Here is a 20,656-nt window from a genome sequence, read left to right as displayed (position 1 = left end):
CCTGAGAACCATTTGGCAATCCCCAAAAAAGTTCCCTTACCTGACTGTTATTTATGACCTGTTTCACGGCCACTTTTCCATCTTGTATTTAAAGTTCGCGCACCGGGCAGTGTCTGTTCGGAGGCGGTGCTCTCGGGTGCTGTCAAGGGTTTTTTGAAACAGAAAAGCGGCGGCTAATAAGTGACGATGATGTCAGAAGTAATTGGGCTGAAATTTTGGAAACACTCGTTTGCTGGTCTAATTTTAACCAGTTTTTACTTTTTGTTTGCAGCGAGTAATGCCCTAGCTACAGAAGAGTGCCCCGTACCTTCCATATCGGATGTTGTGGCGATTGCAAACGATAGCCACTGTGAATTGTGTGGTACAGGAACAGTCCGTGTGCGGTTACGTAACCCAACGGATGAGCCACTGCGCAATCTTTCTTTAGATCTTAATCTGAACAATCCCAGACTTGAATATGCCGGGGGTTTGCAAATTACAGGAACAGACATCGTTTCTACCTCTCCAGTAGATGGTGATGATAACCCTTCATTTACTTTTAATGATTTACCTGGATCATCATTGGGGGGGCCGATATGTAGTGAAAGCGATGTATTTGACAATGATTGTGAGTATGTACAGCTGGAATTTAATGTACGTAGTCGTCCTGGTGAGGAGGAAAATTTAGCAGAATTGAATTTGCCACTGGGGATTACAGCCACCGCACGCTACTCGGCGTGTGGCAGTACCACAATTCAGCAGCAAAGCGATAACCAAACTCTAACTATTGAACAGCCAACCCCGTCTCTTTCTAAGTCTGTAAGTACTTTTGATACTAGTTCGGGAGCTTTGATACCGACATTTGGTGATTCCACAGCGTATGGTCACGAACATGATGGAGTTGTATGGGAAGTCACAGTGAACAGCGGCTCTCGAGAGCTGGAAGCTGTAAAATTTGAAGATTTGTTAGCACCTTTAAATGGAGCCACTGACCTGGAGTGGGCGTGTTTCTCCAGAGTTGATGCAATTAGCTCCGTAGTTGATGATTCGGCGCAAGGTAGTTGCCAGCGAATAGATGATGTTGGTAACCAACTGGTAGGGGTTGATGCGGCGGGGTTGAAATTTAATTTACCTACCATTAATGGAGCAGTTTCGATATTTTTTTCGGGGGAGATGGATGGATCGTGCAATAGTCAGCGTCAAACTAACGTAGTTAGAAACCTTGAATGGGGATGTGATGTTCAGGTAGGTGATCCGATCGGTGGTATTACCCATGCCTGGGGACAGGCGCCACCGGCCTCACAATCTGCCAACCTATTCAGCAACCAAAGTCCAACGGACTTGGATATTACTACAACTATTCATAATGTTCAGGGTACCAGTGGCAGGGCAGGGTCACGCGGTGAGATAACTATCCGGGTAGTTAATAATACTGGTCATACGGTGAGCGGAATTCGGTTGTTGAATACCCTTCCAACTGAATATGTTATGGACCCGACATATTCTCCACGAGTGAACCGCCGTAACGGTGGAGGGGGTAATGATTACCCAGGGCGTATTGCCTCTGGACGGGGCGGCGTTAATTGGGATAATTCAGTCACCTTGACGCCCGATCAGTCAGATCTTGGTGATACAAAGCTTAAAGCTCCGAAGTTTTCCTTGAAGGGGGCTGGTCAAGCAAATGGTGATGGTACGCAAGTAGATATCCTGCGTCACGGTGATTGGGTTGAAGTTACTTTTAGAATTATTCTAATTGATTCTGAAGCCTTTGATCTAGAAACAAATCTTGATGAAGGGCCAAACGAGCCAGATACTAATTATAGAAAAACACTTCAACATAAAGTGGATGTTGAGTTCGATAATTTCTGTAATATTAATAACGCAATTGTAACTGAAACTACTAACTTTGATGCCTGGCCAGAAGACCTGGATGTTAATATCCCTGCGGCACTACATATAGTACGTGATAATGGCACTACTGATCTGACTTTTGAAATCACAAATGAGGGGGGAGATAGAGCAGACCATTACTATGCCTATGTGTCTTTTGGTGCGACCATGAATGTTGTAGGCGTGCCGAATGGTTGTAGCAGTACTGCAGTTGCTAATCCCCCACTTCATCCAAGTACTACCCATCCATCAGGTGCTAACCCTGAGATACCTATCTGGAAGCTGCCGCCGCCTGATAATAACATCCCACCAATCCCCGCTGATGCAAGTATCTATCTTTGTTCAATTGATTATGGGCTGGGCACTCTGAGAGCACAAAGCGGCAGTACTGGGGATATTACTTTTGTTGTAGAGAAAAATACCAGCAGTACAGGTTTGGAGGCTGATGACCTAACATTTCGTGTGGATTTGATTGGGGAGATAACCCTCGACGATGAAAGGCCATTAATCTACCCAACGCCCGAAGCAGCTAATCCTGGAACTTACCCGATAGAACAGCAGGCAAATAACTATTCTTTGGATGCTATGCGTGGCAAGGTGCTAGGCTTCAACCTGTTGAAACGGCATGTGCCAGGAAGTTGTAATGAGTTGCCTAATAGGCCTTCGATTGAGCCCGAGATTTTGATTGGTGAGGAGTGCGACTTCGAAGTGTATGCCGGTGGCTGGTTTGGGTTTGAAACACCAGGTTATAACCTAATTGCAGTTGGTGGAATTGAAATAGCTGATGAGACTCCTGGTGGTCTTAATGGGCGAGATGGTCATCAGGGATATATAAATCATCAGCAACTCTCTTCCTGTGCCGATGCAACTTTCCCAGATCCAACCAGGACAGATTGTAGTGACACTATTACAAATTTTACCAGTACTCCAGGAACCTTACTCTCTGATTCCGGCTTAAAGTGGAATGTTAGTGATGGTAGCTCTTACGCTGTCGACAAGCGGGGACAATGGTTTCTTGCCAATATGACAACCCGGCTACTAAATAAAGATGAGGACACAGTTTCCGGGCCGACCATTCATGGTGATACAAGTACCGATTATGGTCGCGCACGTTTTACTGCATATTTTAAGAGCGGTACGGGTACCTCAACTACAGAACAGATTACGATTGATAATTCTAGCTGCACCAAGAATGCCAGCTGTAATACTGAATATCCAGGTTATCCTCAATGGCAGGATTGGACTGCAGAACTTACGGTAACGGAGCCTAACCTAAATATTTCCAAAAAAGTTTGTAATTTTAGTCAAGTCAATGGAAATATTAATAACTGTAGCTGGGAAGACACCGTATCTGGTAGCAAATTCGACGACTTCGTTTATCGGATTACCGTCGAAAATAATCAAGCCGCTGGTCCCGGTGCAGCGCCAGCCTATGATGTTGTAATTACTGATGAGCTAGCAAGTGCTCAAATGTGTGTATGGCCACTTGCAACCGATGGTCTGCAGAATACACCGGAAGGTGATTTTGGTCTTGTCGGCACAGGCGTTGGTCGTAATGATTATAGCTATGACCCCAATGATCCTGAGGCATCTCCACACTGTTTAGAAAATGGCACTCGTGCATACCTTACATTTTCTTATGATCATTCAGCAGCATTGGAACAGGTGAACGAATCGGATAGCATTGATTTTTATTACCGTGTTAGCCCTCATCGAACCGTTGTACCGAATCAGTCCTTTAAGAATACTGCAAGTATATTCCGCTATGACAGCTTAAAAGGACTGGCGGGCTCTCAAAGTAATCCAACCATTGGAAACACCAATCACCCTGATACAAATGGGCAGGTTCCGGATCGGCCCGGCTCTCCAGCGTTAGGTGGTGCCCGGATTTATTGCATTGATGGTAGTGGGTACTGTGTTTCTGATGATGCCACCATGACCATCATCGATGTAAAAACAGAACCTAAAGAGGTTATTGAGCTATCACTTGGAGACCCTAGAAATAATAATGTTGTTGTTGGTGAGGAGATACGATATCGGTTAACCGGTAAGGTGCCTGCGTCCCGGTTAATTGACTTTACTTTCCGTGATGATCTTCCAGATGGGTTGAGTTGTATTGAAGCAGATGCGCTGGATTTGAGATCCATTCCAGATACTAACTGGTTTACTGGCGGTGATCCGACTGTACCTCAAGTCAATTGTACCGATGACTATGTAGAGTGGCGTTATGGTGACCAGCATCTGTTATCTTTTGACCGTACTACATATCCTGATGGATTAGTGCCTGTTGAATTAACTTTTATTGCTCGGGTGGAAAACAATGCCTTTACGCCTCACGCCACTACTTTGGTGAACCCCAAGGTAAGCGGTGTGGCACAAATGACTTATCGGCCCGCAATTGGGGCCGATCCAGTAGCGACTAATTTTGATCCTCATACAATTAATGTACAGGGTCCGAATATTCAATTGACCAAGTCATTCGCTGTACCCAATAGCGATGCGGATGACATTCTCACTGTTACCGTAACGGCAGAAAATACCGGCACTGCAGCTGCTTACAATCTACATGTGCTCGACGATCTCACAGGCACCAAGCTGGTTTACCTGGGCAATATCGGTGGTACCGATCCGCCCCAGAATGTCGATATCACTACTATCGGAGCCAATGCGCCCATTTTCAGCTGGAATCGCAGCAATGCGGATTACACCATTGCCGTAGGCGATACCAAAACCTTTACCTTTGATGTGCGGGTAGAGCAGGGCGTAGAGCCCCATGAAATCCTGGATAACATTGTACAGGCCCGCTGGCAGTCTCTTCCTGGAAATGATGTCGCCTTGAACAGCGCAAATACTATTGGCCCGGATGGAGCGGCTGACGGTATGCGTATTGGTGTGTTACCCAATGCTGGCGATGCGATTAACGATTATGAAACCACTGCCAGTGCGCAGACAGAAGTACCGCCGCTACAGTTAACCAAATCTGACCTGGAACCCGCCGTGGTTCCTACCATCGGTGCGCATAAGAAATTCCAATTGGAAATCCGCCTGCCGGAAGGCATCAGCCAGAATGTGGTGATTACCGACCAGCTCGGTAGCCCGGAAGGCTATGTGCTGAGCCACAATGCGGATTTCGATATTACCTATGATTTTGTAGGTATTGAAACCATTAATGGTGCGGCCCCGTCTGAGGGGGTATTTAACAGTTTCCCTACTGATAATACTTCCGGTAACGCTGTATGGAATATTGGTACAGTCGATACTGCCAGTGAAAATGATACTGCCGGCAGTACTCTGGACCCCTTAGTAAGAATTACTTATTTCGCCCGCGTGGAGAATGACCTTGCGACTAATAATGGTGACACGCGTCAGAACAGTGCGGCGTTGACATATAGTAACGGTGAGAGTGGGGCGACAGAAAACTTAAATGACAATACCGCTGCAGTTACTGTGGTGGAACCTCTGCTCACTATCAATAAAGCGGTCAGCAATGCGACTAACCCGGGCAATTTGCCAGTGGGTGGCGATGTACTGGAGTACGTGATTACCGTTGCCCATGATCCCGCATCTACTGCTGCAGCATTTGATCTGAATTTAGTCGATACACTGCCATCGGAGTTGCAGTTTGACAGCAGCTTTGCCCCGACAGCAATGATCAATGGTGGTGCTGTTGCCGGTTTTGTCGCAACACCTGCCGGGGCTCCCGTTGGGCCTCTGGTTTGGGGGCGTGATAATGGCGATAACACTTTGGACCTGCAGCTTGGTGAAACTTTAGTTATTACCTATCGAACCCAGGTAACAGGAGTATTTGGCTCGCCGATTAGCAATAGCGTAATGCTGGACTGGACGTCCCTCGACGACAGCAGTATCAATCAGCAGGCATATGAGCGCGATGGCGCTGGCTGTCCGGCAATATCCGCACCGGACGATTACTGTGAGGGTCCGGCTGAAGCCAGTATCGATACTGTGGACAACACCGGTATTGTGAAAACGGTTGTTGCAGATTCTGATACCGCTTCTGCAGTAGGCACGCTGAGGGTTGGCGATACGGTTACCTATCAACTGGCCCTGAACCTGCAAGCGGGTACGACACCGGCAGTGACTATTAATGATGCACTGCCGAGCGGATTGGAATTTAATTCCATTGTCAGTGTGAATGGTGATACTGCTGCGCCCTACGACGACAACCTGAATGATTTTGTTTATTCAGCCATTGCTGTGCCCACAGCAGGGGACACAGGTACGGTCACCTGGAACCTGGGAGATATCCTCAGCAACTTCGGCAATACCAATAAATTTGTTATCGAGTACACCGCCAAAGTAGTGGCGGGTTCGGGTATTGCAGCGCCGACTGCGACCCTGACCAATACAGCCGTGCTTAATTACACCGGCGCTGCCAGTACCCTGCAAGATAGTGCCGACATTACAGTATTGCAGCCGGTGATCGACAGCCTGACAAAAACGGACGCTACCTGGCCAAGCTCCCATATGAATGTGGACCCGGCCAACGATGTGATGCAGTTTACTCTGCATGCCTGTAACTCCGGTTTGGCGCCAGCCTACGATCTGTCCCTGACTGATGACCTGGCTACTCAGATGGATGAGGCCTCCATCGCCAATCTGCAGGTCACTTTGGATAGCACCGTACTTACACAGGGCACCGATTACTCTTACACCGCGCCAGGTAATCGTGGCGACGATATGCAGTTCACTTTCCTGGTGCCTGTCGAAGCGGGAGCCTGCCTGGATATCAATTACGAAATTGGCTTTTATACTGATATTGGCGGTGGTGAAAACTGGGTAAATACCTTTACAACCAATGAATTCTGGTCACTGTCGGCAAAAAGCGGAGAGCAATATGCTCCTGTTCCACTGGGTACACCCTATCCGATGGGAACTGTCGCCACCACAGTCACTGCGCCGCAAAAAACTCTGCAGAGTGCTGCTACGGCAGCGGTGGGCGAAGAAGTGGTTTACCGTATACAGGTTCCAGGTAGTGCAACCACATCGGCTATCTACGATGTGGAAATTGCCGATGTACTGGACCCAAGCCTGGAGCTGATCCAGCTGCAGGAAATTAATGGCCGTGCATTTACCGATAACACCACTAACAACAATATTGCCCTGGCCCTGGATATTATTCCGGCTGGTGCTGTCGCTATTTTTGAGCTGCGTGCCCGGGTTGCAAACAATGCAACGGCACAGGCGGGTCATAATTTCAATAATGAAGCCAGCTATTCCTATGCCGCTACAAGCGGTGGTGTGATTCAAGCCGGTGGCACGGGTACTGCACCGACCTTAACTATCTTGGAGCCGGATTTGTCTGCGACAAATTCTGTGGCTAACCAGACCAACCCCGGTAACGACCCGGATGCTGGAGATATCCTGCGTTTCACATTGGATCTCACCGCGGCAGGTAATCCGGAAAACGCCGCTGCTTACGATTTGCTGGTCAGGGAGCAGTTGTCCCTTGGCCTGGAATTTGTTCCGGGCAGTGTGACCTTTGCCAGTGTCGCCCAAGCTGATCCTACTGTGAGTGGGGATGGCATTAATGCTGCGCAGTTACTGGAGTGGAATCGCTCGAACAGCGACCTGGATATAGCTGCTGGCACCAACAGTCTACTGGTATTTGATGTGCTGGTGCTGGATGAAGTGCTGGCTGCGGCGATACTGTCCGCCTCTGCTCGGATCGAGTGGACCAGTCTTAATGAGGACAACAGCAGCCCTTACGAGCGCAATGGTGCCGATGGTGTCGGTGGCCTGAATGATTATGTGTTGGAAAATATTGCCGCTCAGCTAACCGCTGCCAACGACAGCACAATCAGTAAAACCCGCGTTGACGACAGTTACGGTAGTGCAGATCCACAGCTGCGTGTCGGTGACTTGGTGGAATATGAGCTGCGTTTGTCCCTGCCAGAGGGCACCGCTCCCAATACCTTAATTGTCGATACCCTTCCACAGGGGATGGTGTTTGTAGGCACCCAGTCAATTAATGGGGTTACCACTGCACCCTTCGCAGCGGCGGCACCCTTTGTTCATAACGATATTGCCGAACCTGTGCAGGCCGGTGATCCCGCTACCGGCCCGACAACACTGAGCTGGAATATTGCAGAGCTGATCAACAGTGGTGATAACAATCTCACTAACGATGAATTTGTACTTCGCTATCAGGCAAGGGTTCTGAATAAGGATGCCCACCCCTGGCCGGCCAGTAATACAGCGCTAACCAATAATGTGGAATTCACTTTCGATGCCGCCGCCGGTGCCGAGCTGCGAAATGATAGTGATACCCTGGACCTGTTACAGCCGGATCTCGTTGCGGCGATCAGCTCTACCCCTGCGGGGGGGACCACCCTGTCTGCTGGTAACATAGTCGATTACACCATAACCATTACCAATAACGGTTCCGCACCGGCCTATGATCCAATCTTCCGGGACATAATCCCTGTTGGCCTGCGTCAGGGTGGAGTCAATGTACAGTCCATCACTGTTAATGGTGTGGCAGCAACCATTGTTGCTCCCACTTTCGACAACGGCACCGGTGCGGCAGTTTGGGATTTTTCTGCGGGCATGGGTTATGCCATTAATCCGGGCCAGGCTTTGGAGATGGTGTATCGGGTACAGGCGGATGCGAATTTGGGCGCGGGCCTCAATCTGCAAAATGCCGCTTATGTTGAGCTGTATTACTCCCTGGATAATGACAATTTGCCATCTTTGGGAGCGACTGTGGTTACCGCGGATATGCGTGAGGACTATGGCCCCACAGCGCCAGTCAGTGTGCAGTTTAATACGCCCAATGCAGCGCCGCTGTTGATTGAAAATACTCAGCCGACAGCATCTATTGGCGAGCCGTTTAATTACCGCATTACCATTCCGGAAACCGTACAGCCCACAGCCCTGCACGATGTTAGTGTGCTGATGGACCTGACTACTTCTGCGGCGGATTTGGAATTTGTCAGCGCGGCCAAGGTATCCGGTAGCAATACATTCACACCGGAAAATAGTGGCTCGGCCACAGCGCTGGTGATTGCCGATGCAACCAGCGGCATTGATGTGCCTGCAGGTGAGCAGGTCGTGATCGATGTGACTCTGCGCTTGCGTGACAGCAACCCGCCCAATGTCGATGGTCTGGCGTTTACCAACAGCGCGAGTTATAGCTACAACTATGACAATGACAATGCGGCAGCAGGGCAGGGTGCCGGTGCCGGTAATACCACCCTGGACATGCAGGTTGTGGAGCCCACGGCGATCACCCTGACCAAAACCGGACCTGCGAGTATGCAATCTGGTTTAGCTGGCACCTTTACCCTGGATTTGCACAATATCGGTACGGGCCCGGCTTGGGATGTCACAGTGACCGATATTCTGCCGGACAGTAATCCAGGCGGTATGTGTGAAACTGCTCCGAATAATTTTGCTGCGCAAATTACTGATGGAGCGGGCGCTGCGGTTGCCACTCTGACAGAAGGTACTGATTTTAATGCAACCTTCGATGGGGCTAGCTGCACCCTCACCATTACCTCAGTGGGTGCGGCGGCCATGCTGGCTGCGGACCACCACCTGCTGCTGAGTTACGATGCCTATCTGGATGTGGATACCCTCGATGGCGATGCCCTGACGAATATTGCCGGGGTGGAACTCTGGCACAGTTGGGATAGCAGTATGCCGCAAGCGCGTGAGTACTCACGTCCAGCACCCACCAATGGCACGCCAGGCGTACTCGATCACGAAGATGCTTATACCGTAAGCGCCTCTGTACCCAAAGTCACTTTCTACAAAACCGTTGAGAATGTAACCCGAGCGGAAAATCCGGCAACTGCGGCCACCCCGGCAGATGTGCTGCGCTATACCCTCACGCTGACCAACTTAAGTGGTGCGGATGTTAGTGGTATCGAAATTACTGACGACCTCGGCCGCCTGAATAGCTTGCCGCTGTTCCAGTCCGGTTCACTGCAGCTGGTGACAGCGCCAGTGGGTAGCGACAGTAGCGGCATAGATGCGTCTGCCGGTACTCACGGCAGCGGCTTGTTACTGGTGAAAAATCTGGAGTTGGCGGCCACAGGAAATGCTGGTGATTCTGTACAGGTGGTATACGAGGTAACCCTGGCAGCTGTGATCGACAGTGGTACGCCGGTGTTGAACCAGGCCCAGGTGCAATTGCCTGGCCAGTTGTTACAGAACAGTGATGATCCCAATATTAACGGCATCGATGATCCCGATGTGACAGGTGATGAGGACCCCACCCAGGTATTGATTGAGTCCGAGCCACTGCTGGTGGCCCACAAAACCTCAGTGGATATGACTGATGACCCGGATTTGCTGATGGTCGCGGATACTTTGCGCTACACGATTCGCGTGGAAAATACCGGTAACGAAAATATTGTTAATGCGATGCTGCGCGACCAGGTTCCGGCGAATACCACCTATGTTGCTGGCTCAACGACCTTAAATGGCACAGCTGTTACGGATGTGGGCGGTGCTTCACCCCTTGCAACTGGTATGGACATGAATACCTCTGGCGAGGCTGATGGTTTTGTTGGCGCGACGGCGACCGGCGCTGCAGCGGTGGTAGTCACCTTTGATGTCACCATTAATGATGTTAACGATGGCACCATTATTTCTAACCAGGGCTTTGTTAATGGTGAAGGCGCAGGCAGTGGCCCATTCGATGAAATCCCGTCTGATGATCCCGCCACCGATGCGCCCAACGATCCGACTATCGATATTGTCGGTGACCTCCCTTTATTGATCGCCCACAAAACCGTGGCAATTGCCGTGGATAATATATCTGCAGGTATTGTCGATCCCGGTGATGTGCTGCGTTACACCATAGCCATCTCCAATATGGGTGGCGTCGATGCCATGCAAGTGGCGCTCACTGATCAGGTGCCGGCGAACACGACTTATGTAGCCGGCACCACCACTCTAAATGGTATGGCGGTGGCGGATAATGCTGGTGGTATGTCGCTATTGAATACTGCTTTGCCGGTTTCTTCCAGCGATCTGACACCGCCACTGCCGGGCGCCAATGAGGGCGTGATTAGTTCCGCACAAACTGCCACGGTGACTTTCGATGTGATGGTGAATGCTGATGCAGCCCGGGGCACAGTGATCAGTAACCAGGGCAGCGTTGCTGCGCAGGAGCTGCCACTGACCCTGACCGATGCGGATGGTAATCCGGCAAATGGTGCCCAGCCCACCCAAGTGGTAGTCGGTGATGCACAGCTGCTGTCGATTGTGAAGGAAGTAGCGGTTGTCGACGGCGGAGCTGCAGAGGCAGGCACGGTGTTGGAATATCTGGTGACCATTGCAAATATCAGTGGCGTGCCGGCGACCATGGTGCGTATTACTGATGACCTTATGGTTGCAGGCGATGGTGTCCTTACATACGTTGCAGACTCTGCCATGCTCAATGGCCAAGTAGATGGAATCAGTGTTGCCGGTACTGTAATTACTGCTGACTATTCCGCTATTTACGGAGATTTGTTGCCGGGTGAAAGTGCCACACTGCGCTTCCAGGCAAAACTTTCGGAGACCCTGGAAATTGGTTACACGGTACTGAACACTGCAGAGGTGCAGTGGAATGATCCACCCTCAACCAACCAGGCCAGCGTTGCTATCGATGTGGGTGGTACGCCTGGCATTGCCAATCTGGCTGGTTACCTGTGGCACGATGTAAATTTCAACAACCAGGCGGATACGGACGAAAGGCTGCTGCTGAATTGGGCAGTGGATCTCTATTTCAATGATGCGTTGCTGGAAACCATCCAGACCGATGAAAACGGTTACTTCCAGTTCCAGGGACTAGCGCCCAACAGCTACGGTGGTCTCAGTTATGAGATGCGTTACGCGGCGCCGGATGCTGGTGAAAATACCGCATCTCTGGGCAACCCGGTTTCCGACTTCACCAATGGTCCGCAGCGCATCAGCGAGATCTTTGTGGAGTCAGGAGCCAATCCTCAGGACCTGAACCTTCCGCTTACCCCCAATGGTGTGGTGTACAACTCGATTCTGCGCGAGCCCATAACCGGCGCCGCCCTGACCATGCTTCGAGCCAGCTCAGGTCAGGCGCTGCCGGACCGCTGCTTCGATGATAAAAAGCAGCAAGGCCAGGTAACCCGTACAGGCGGCTACTACAAGTTCGATATTAATTTCGACGATGCCGCTTGCCCGGCCAATGCCGATTACCTGATTCAGGTGGAAATTACCGATGACGATTATGTGGGAGGTGAATCCCTGGTAATTCCGGCGCAAACTAACGGAGAAACTGCGGGCTTTGATGTAGGCGCGTGCCTCGGTAGCAATGCCGATATGATTCCAGGTACCGCGCAGCATTGCGAAGTGCAACTGTCTCCCGCCCATCCACCGCTGGATATAGAAGCGCGGGATGCAGCATCGGATTACTACCTGCGTTTGACCCTGGACGACGATCAGATTCCAGGAGAAAGCCAGCTGTTTAATAACCATATCGCCATGGACCCGCATCTGGAAGGTGCTCTCTCCATTACCAAAACTGCGGCGATGTTGAATGTAACCCGAAGTCAGCTGGTGCCTTACACCATCACCTTCGGCAATACTTTGCCGATACCACTTTCAGATTTGCAGCTGGTGGATTTCTTCCCCGCAGGCTTCAAATATGTGGCCGGTTCGGCGCGTCTTGATGGTGAGCCGGTGGAACCAGTCATGGATGGGCTACAGCTGATTTGGTCTGATCTGCGTGTAGAAGCCGAGCAAACCCGTGAGCTGAAACTGCTACTGGTAGTGGGCTCCGGTGTAGGTGAGGGCAAATATGTCAACCGCGCGCGTATGTTCAACCAACTTTCCGGCCAGGAGGCTTCCGGTGAGGCCTCAGCCACGGTACGCGTAGTGCCAGATCCCACCTTTGACTGTACCGATGTGATCGGTAAGGTCTTCGACGACAAAAACATGAACGGCTACCAGGATGCTGGTGAAGGTGGTCTGCCCGGTGCGCGGGTGGTTACTGCAACCGGCCTGAATGCCACCGCCGATGCCCATGGGCGATTCCATATTACCTGTGCGGTGGTGCCGAATGCTGATCGCGGTTCCAATTTTGTGCTCAAGCTCGACGACCGTAGCTTGCCCAGCGGCTATCGTCTCACCACTGAAAACCCGCGGGTAATGCGTGCAACTCGAGGCAAGACGGTGAAGTTTAACTTCGGTGCCAGCTTGCATCGGGTAGTGCGTCTGGATATGGCCGAAGCAGTATTTGAGCCGGGCACCACCGAGTTGCGTCCCCAGTGGCAGTCTCGTATAGAGCTGTTGCTGGAAAAACTCAGTGAGGCTCCATCGGTATTGCGCCTGTCCTACCTCGCGGAAAATGAAGACCCGGATTTGGTGGATGAGCGTTTGCAAACGATCAAGGCTGAGATTGCCGATGAGTGGGCGCGTGGTAACGGCGACTACGAATTGAATATTGAGACTGAAGTGTTCTGGCGGCGTGGAGCGCCGCCCAGCAATGGAGGATTGGAGTAATGTCCTCTGCGAAGCGCAACAAGATGAATCGGCCAGGTAACACTGCTAGCTCAATAGAAAAAATGGCCCGGGCTTTTCACCGGCATGATCGCTGTCTCGCCACAGCGATTGCGCTGGCTTTGTCTCTTCCTGCGCAAGCCCAAGTGCAAGCTGACACAGAGACTGGTCTGCCTCAAGAAGCCAGCTGGTGGCAAGTGTGGCAAAAAATTCCCGGTTTGGCCCCGGAGGTGGAGGAACCCCAGGCTGAATTCGAGGAAAAATCCATCGGTAGCAATACCGAGGCTATGCTGCTGCGCGCTCCCTCAAATCAATGGCTACAGGACGCGACTACTTTTATTGCGCCGCTGGACCCGGTTGTGGTGGAAGACTTTATCGAGCCAATGCCGTTCTACATGGTGGGTGATGAAGTCCCTGCGGAAACTGTGGAGTTATTGCGGGAGAAGTTAAACGAACTGGGTGAAACCCCCAATTTTAAGTTGCACTTTATCGGCCACACTGATTCCGATCCCATGCAAAAAGAGCTGGTGGCGGATTTCGAGAGCAAGGAAGAATTCACCTTGGCTCGCGCTCAATTTGTGGCAGATTTTTTCCAGCAAGCCCTGGAATTGCCCGAGCAGATGATTTTGATAGAAAGTCAGGGCGATGCAGAACCGATTGCCGATAACATTACTACTGCAGGGCGGGAGTTAAATCGCCGTGTTCAAGTGCGGGTGACTTACGAAGCGCTGGATAAAGAAGCCATGGCAGCCCGCGCCCGTGCAGAGGCGTTGGCATTAAATCGCGTGAAAGTCTGTCGCCAGGAAACGGTATGTCGGCTCAATTACACCGCTGGGACAGAGCAGCGCGCACGCTTAAAAAATCTGGTTACCCCCCTGCGCCTGGAGCCTGGTCAATTAGAGTTGCCAGACGCATTTATTCGGCGTTTAGGTGAGGTACGGTCAAACCTCGCAGATAAAAATAATCTGGTAGTGCACTTTGTCGGGCATACCGATGCGCTTCCACAGGATGTGAACCAAAGCGCCGAAGAGCAGCAAAAAGCCTACCTGGAAAAGTCCCATAGTGAAGCCCGCCGTGTCGCCCTCGCAGTGCGCGATGCCTTGGCTTTGCCGGACGCCATGATTACCAGCAGTGGCAAAGGAGCCAGCCACCCCATTGCTGCAAATGATACACCCAAAGGCCGCGCCCTTAACCGACGGGTGGAAGTGGAATTTTGGTATGACGATCCATTAGAAGTTGCGGTGGATGGCGTGCAGGCCTGCCCGGAAGCCGCAGTTGCGGAAACGATTACTATTGCCTATGAATCCCTGCGCGGTGCGGTAGCACCGATTCGCTTTGACAATGGTGATCCCATCATTACCCAGGCGCAACTGATGCAAATGCGCACTGCCATGGCGGAAATTTCCAGCAAGGCCAATGTGCGCCTGAGTTTTATCGGCTACAGCGAAAACAAGCGTATGGATCGCCGTGAAGCTATGGTCTATGGGGATGATGTCGGTCTATCTGGCGCTCGTGCCCGCCGTGCCATGGAGCAGGTAAAGGAGCTTCTTAACCTCGAAGACGCCCAGGTGGAGTTTGAAGGTCGTGGTTATGTGCAGTCCGACGATGTGGTGACCAACGGTTTTATTCAAGAGGATGGCGCGCGTGTTGAAGTGCAGGTGCTCTACGATGAGCTGGCAATACTCGCGGAGAGTGATCGCTTAGAAATCGAGCGTATTAACCGTGAGGCCATCGCCAATAACCCTTATGCTTTGAATCTAATGCGTATTACCGTGGATGGCAGCCCGGAATACGATCCTTATAAAAACTCCGCCGACCTGCAGCGCTGTACCGATGTGGCTCTGGATAATGCCAATATCCAGTTCCGTTTCGACAACAAAAAGATGCAGCCGCGCCTAAATGTTACTGCGTGGCCCAATACCATTCGTTATGCCGATAACCCGGATACCGACCTTAGCGAGAATCGTGTAGTTTTTCGCACTTACACCAATTACCCATCCTTTGTTGAGCGGGCCGAAGTGCGCCTGTTTGAAGAAGGGCAATCCCTGCGCGATACCCCCATTGCGGTCGTTCCGTTGGACCAGTATGGAAAAGGGAATTGGCAGGCAGAATTTACCGAATTCCAGGCACCGCTGAAAAAGCTTTACTATGTGCTGCGGGTGTACGACAAAAAAGGTCGCTTCGATGAAACCGCTGAGCAAACGCTGTGGCTGGTAGATAATATCGAAGAGTCCAGTGAAGCAGTGGATGTAGCCCAAGAACTGCTGGTGGGCTACGGCGAGAACCGCCTGGCGCGGAGAAATATTCCCCTGGACGGCAATAGTGTGCTTGTTAACGGTACTCAGGTGCCACCGGGCCACACTGTGTGGCTGGCGGGTAACCCCATACCGGTAAACGACCAGGGTCAATTCGTTGCCGAACAGATTTTTGATCCCGGTATGCATACTGTGGAAGTGGCGATCCTGGATGAAGAGGGCAATGGTGAGCTGTTCCTGCGTGACCTGGAATTTGCCAAAAACGACTGGTTTACCGTGGGGATAGCCGACCTTACCATCGGCTACGATAAAACCAATGGACCGGCAGCCCTGGTGACGGGCGATGAAACCCACTACGACAATTCTGTAAGCTACGATGGCCGTCTGGCGTTTTATACCAGCGGCGGTTTTGGAGAGGGCTGGCGCTTGGCTGCCAGTGCGGATACGGAAGAGGGGCCTGTCGATGATTTGTTTTCCAACTTTATGGAAAAGTCTCCGGATGCTCTTTTCCGCCGCCTCGATAGTGATCTTTACTACCCCACCTTTGGTGACGACTCTACGGTAGTTGAAGATGCGCCCACTTCCGGCAAGTTTTATGTGAAGTTATCTAAATACGATGACTACGGCCTGTGGGGTAATTTCAAGGCGACCTATGCCGACAATGAACTGGCGCAAATAGACCGGGCACTCTATGGTGCTAATGGTCACTTTGAAAGTGATGCCATAACCAGCTTTGGGGAAAAACGTTTCCAAATAGATGCCTTTGGAGCGGAACCCGGCACTATTGCCGGTCGTGATGAATATCGTGGTACCGGCGGCTCACTGTATTTTCTTCGCCATCAGGATATTCTCGGCGGATCTGAGCGCCTGCGCGTAGAGGTGCGGGATAAGGATTCTGGCCTGGTATTGGGAGTAAAAAATCTCTCCCCGGTGATCGATTACGATATCGACTATATCCAGGGGCGAGTCCTATTAAATAAGCCCCTTTCCGCCTTGGCCAACGATAACTTATTAATCCAGGACGGCTCTTATAACGGCAATCCCCAGTTCTTGGTAGCCCGCTACGAATATACGCCCGGTTTTGAGGAGATGGACACCCTGGCTTTTGGTGGCCGCGCCCATTACTGGTTTGGGGATTACGTAAAGCTGGGTGTCAGCGGTACCCGGCAGGATGAGGATGATAATGAAACGGCCCTTCAGGGGTTTGATCTCACCCTGCGTAAAAGTGCTGGTAGCTGGTTAAAGGTAGAAGTCGCGGATAGTGAAGGCGGCAACCTGGATAGTATTAGCTCCTTAGATGGTGGCTTTACTTTTGATAATGGACAAACCCTGGACCCCGAGGCCACGGCAGGCGCAACCAAGGTTGAGGGCAGCCTTCAATTGGGAGACTTTTTCGAAAGCTTTCGCGGCTCCGGTAATTTCTATCACCAGGAGCGAGAAGCAGGTTTCTCTGGTCCCGGTCAATTTGTACAGGGCGATACTACTCAATATGGAGCCGGTGTTAACCTGCCCCTTGGTGAGAGCTTCGATGTAGGTGTCAAAGCGGATAGTAAGGAAGAGGAGTTTGGGCTTCACACCAGCGCCACAGACCTGATGCTCGGTTATCGGCTCAATGACCACTGGCGGCTCAGCTCTGGGGTACGTACGGATAGCCGTGAAGATTTCTCTACGGTAGTTCCTGCGACTCAGACCCAGGGTGACCGTACCGATATGGCTGTGGAAGCCAGTTATGATTCCGGTGAAAATTGGAGCGCCTTTGGTTTTGTACAAAACACCATGGAAGTAACTGGCACTCGCGAGGAAAACAATCGCATCGGTTTGGGCGGTGCCTATCGAGTGAGCGATCGACTCACCATGGATAGCGAAGTCTCCAGCGGCGATACCGGTATGGCAGCGCGTCTGGGAACCGATTTTCTGGTGACCGATAGAACCAGCCTTTACATGAATTACACGCTTGATAACGAGCGTAGCGATACCGGCGTGCGTGCGCGCAAGGGCAATATGAGTACCGGTTTCCGCAGCCGTTATTCTGATACCCTGAGCATGTATGGCGAGGAGCGATATAGTCATGGTGATGTTTCCACTGGTCTGACTCATGCCCTGGGGATGGACCTGGCGCCCAACGACCGCTGGACCTACGGTACCACGGTAGAGGCGGGCACCTTGGAAGACCCTCGTACCGGCGCCAAAACCGAGCGCAATGCTATGGGTTTCAATATGGGCTACAGCCTGGATGCCATCCGCTTGGCCTCTGCAGTGGAATACCGTACTGATGCGATGGAAACTGCATTGGATGAGAATACCGTTACAGAATCCGAGCGGGACACCTGGTTGCTGAAAAATACCCTGAGTTATCAGCTCAATCCAGACTGGCGCTTGGTGGGTAAATTAAATTACTCCGACAGCAAAAGTTCTCAGGGAGAATTTTACGATGGCAAATTTACCGAAGCCGTAATGGGCTATGCCTATCGCCCGGTAAATCACGACCGCCTGAATACCTTATTGAAATACACCTATTTTTATAACGTACCGACTCAGGACCAGGTTACGGTAGAGAATACCTCGGCGGAATTTATCCAAAAGAGTCATATTTTCTCTGTGGATGCCAGCTATGACCTGACCCATCGCTGGACCCTGGGCGCCAAGTATGCCTATCGACTCGGCCAGTTGAGCCTCGATAGAGAAGACCCGGAATTCTTCGACAGCCGCGCCAGCCTTTATGTGCTGCGTGCTGATTGGCATTTCGTTAACCGCTGGGACCTGTTGATCGAAGGCCGCCTGCTCGATCTTCCCGACGCCCAAGATAGTAAGAGTGGTGCCCTGATAGGCCTGTACCGTCATATCGGCGATCACCTGAAACTGGGCGTAGGCTATAACTTTACCGACTTCTCTGATGATCTCACCCAGCTGGATTACGACAGCCAGGGTGTATTTGTGAATATTATTGGGAAGTTGTGATTAGAGGGGCCTGGTGCTTACCTGGCCCTTACTACTTTCAGCCTTGCTAAAAGCCAGGATAATCTCTTCACAGCATTTCCCTGCCATAGAACATATAGCCCTCTAATATATGCTTCTCTCCACCGAGGTTAGAGCTCTCGTACCCTCTGCAATCATTTCTCTATCACCGTCTTTAAAGCACCCTCGCAATTTGTTCCAGATTATACAGGGCTTTTAATAACATTAAGCTGGTAAGTGCCAGATCAGGAACTTTCGCTCACGATGACAGTTTTTCCAGTTTATACGTTAGTGTAATATGTCTGTAATTGTCTGATTTTAATAAGAATGTGGAAGGTGTGGTGCGGGATTGCTTTCGAAATAGCTACTCTTATTTACCTGTATTACCCGACAGAGCACCCTAACTGGAAAGTTGCCTTGCTGCTTCTTGATAAAGTTGTACTTTATTTTATTTCTTTCGCAAAGAAGGCGCTGGCCTTTTTTAGGATTTCCTTCTCCATACGCAACTGCCTGATTTCGCGTAGCAATCGATCCAATTCAGCGCGCTCGCCGGCATCCAGCCTTACTCCGCTCTCTTCCAGCTTCAGCTCTTTTATCCAGCGTCGCAGATTGTTAGCAGTGATTCCTACAGCCTCGGCAGCTGTAGGAATCGAGTATCCTTGCTCGGAGACTAGGGCTACGGCGTCTTTCTTGAATTCCGGCTTGAAATGCCGACGTGTACCTTTTGTTGTCATACTTCACCTCGCTTGGTAGTTTTACCATCTTAGCGAAGTGTCCGGAAGGATTAGACCACTACAGACAGCCTATGTTACTAAAACAGGGGAAGGAAAGAATACACCGCGCTCGGGACCGTATGAGGCATGGATGCCGATTATGAGCTTACAGGGATGTATTCACAGCGCGTCTTGAGTGCAGTGTATTCTTTCCTTCTGGCCCAGTAGTACGTTTCGGTTGCCGTTTAGCAAGGCGTTAATCGTCGTTCTACAAATTCACACTTAAGAGATTATATAGATGGATTCGATAAACATAGCGGCATTCATTTTTGTGGCAACGCTTCTCGTGATTTCCCCTGGACCGAATGGAGTCCTTGTGGCGAAGACGGTTCCCTTGTCTGGGCGAAGAGCCGGCTTTGCTAATGTTTGGGGTTTCGTTGCTGCCTTCTATGTACATGGTACTCTTTCCGTGCTAGGTATATCAGTACTGCTTGTACAGTCTGCTCAAGCGTTCTTTGTATTTAAAATGTTGGGCGCAGCATACCTATGTTGGATAGGTTTTAGGGCACTTATGTCAGCTTGGAGGCCTAAAGCGAATTGCTCTAAGTTATCCCCTGTCGAAGAAAAAAATTTAGTCTCCATTCGCACTGCATTTTTTGAGGGCCTTCTCACGAATGTGCTTAATCCAAAAGTTTCCATGTTTTACCTTGCAGCCTTTCCTCAATTTCTACCTGTTGAGGATAGCGCATCAAGTGCATATATTTTGATCTCCGCACATGCTGCCGTTAACTTATTATGGTTCTCGGCAATGGTAATTCTCATTTCGCAACTAAAAACACTTTCAATTAGTCATAAAGTTTCAAAATGGTTAAAATCTTCAGCGGGATTCATCTTTATTGGGTTTGGAGCCAAGTTGGGACTTTCACAACCATGAGGGAGCGACTTACAAGCGGTTGTTATCGCCCCTGTCGGGGTTATTAACCCGGCGGACAAATAGTTCAGTTATGCTGCGTACCTAATTGATTCGTGTCGGAAGTAGGCTGCTACACGCGCGGGCTTCTTTTGTAACATTCTCATGTGAGAAAGCACTTTCCTTTTTAGCTTCTCCTTGGATCGGGCTGGCATGCCACTGTGAACGCCCCCTTTAAGGTCGCAATTCAAATACTCATCTGGATTCAGTTCAGGTGAATATGATGGTAAATAATAAATTTCTATCTCATCCTCGTGCTCTGCCAGCCAAGCTTTAACAAATCGTGCATGATGTACCCTAAGATTGTCCAGAATGAGGTAAACTTTACGCCCCGCTGTTTTGATCAATCGCTTAAGAAAGTCAATCAGCCTATCGGCATTCATACTTCCTTCGTAAATTTGAAAACG

General features: G+C 50.6%; 5 protein-coding genes. 3 read left to right on the top strand and 2 right to left on the bottom strand.

The genetic code is table 11. From position 1 onward, the window contains the following. The first annotated feature begins 189 nt into the window (after positions 1-189). Both ACCI49_RS13475 and ACCI49_RS13470 read left to right on the top strand, forming a co-directional pair. On the top strand, positions 190-13,359 hold the full coding sequence (locus ACCI49_RS13475; protein ID WP_371839534.1) for an isopeptide-forming domain-containing fimbrial protein: 13,170 nt from the start codon (positions 190-192) through the stop codon (positions 13,357-13,359). After that, the gene (locus ACCI49_RS13470; protein WP_371839533.1) at positions 13,359-18,569 is read left to right on the top strand and encodes a flagellar motor protein MotB; all 5,211 of its coding nucleotides are present in this window, start codon (positions 13,359-13,361) and stop codon (positions 18,567-18,569) included. Before ACCI49_RS13475 ends, ACCI49_RS13470 begins: the two co-directional genes overlap by 1 nt. Before the next feature lie 440 nt (positions 18,570-19,009). On the opposite strand, the gene ACCI49_RS13465 is transcribed toward ACCI49_RS13470, so the two are convergent. Then, positions 19,010-19,300: a transposase gene (locus ACCI49_RS13465; protein ID WP_371839531.1), complete on the bottom strand. Its 291-nt coding sequence runs from the start codon at positions 19,298-19,300 to the stop codon at positions 19,010-19,012. Positions 19,301-19,577: 277 nt separating this feature from the next. Here ACCI49_RS13465 and ACCI49_RS13460 point away from each other — a divergent pair, with 277 nt between their 5' ends. After that, positions 19,578-20,213, top strand: coding sequence for a LysE family translocator (locus ACCI49_RS13460; RefSeq protein ID WP_371839530.1), 636 nt, complete (start codon positions 19,578-19,580; stop codon positions 20,211-20,213). Positions 20,214-20,281: 68 nt separating this feature from the next. Here the strand turns inward: ACCI49_RS13460 and ACCI49_RS13455 are convergent. Continuing rightward, on the bottom strand, positions 20,282-20,656 hold a 375-nt coding region (locus tag ACCI49_RS13455), incomplete at its 5' end, for a transposase (RefSeq protein ID WP_371837343.1).

It is taken from the genome of Microbulbifer epialgicus, from assembly GCF_041447265.1.
In the GTDB taxonomy this organism is placed as follows: Bacteria; Pseudomonadota; Gammaproteobacteria; order Pseudomonadales; family Cellvibrionaceae; genus Microbulbifer; species Microbulbifer epialgicus.
The sequence above is the reverse complement of the archived record's forward strand: the minus strand, read 5'-3'. Positions and strand labels throughout refer to the sequence as shown.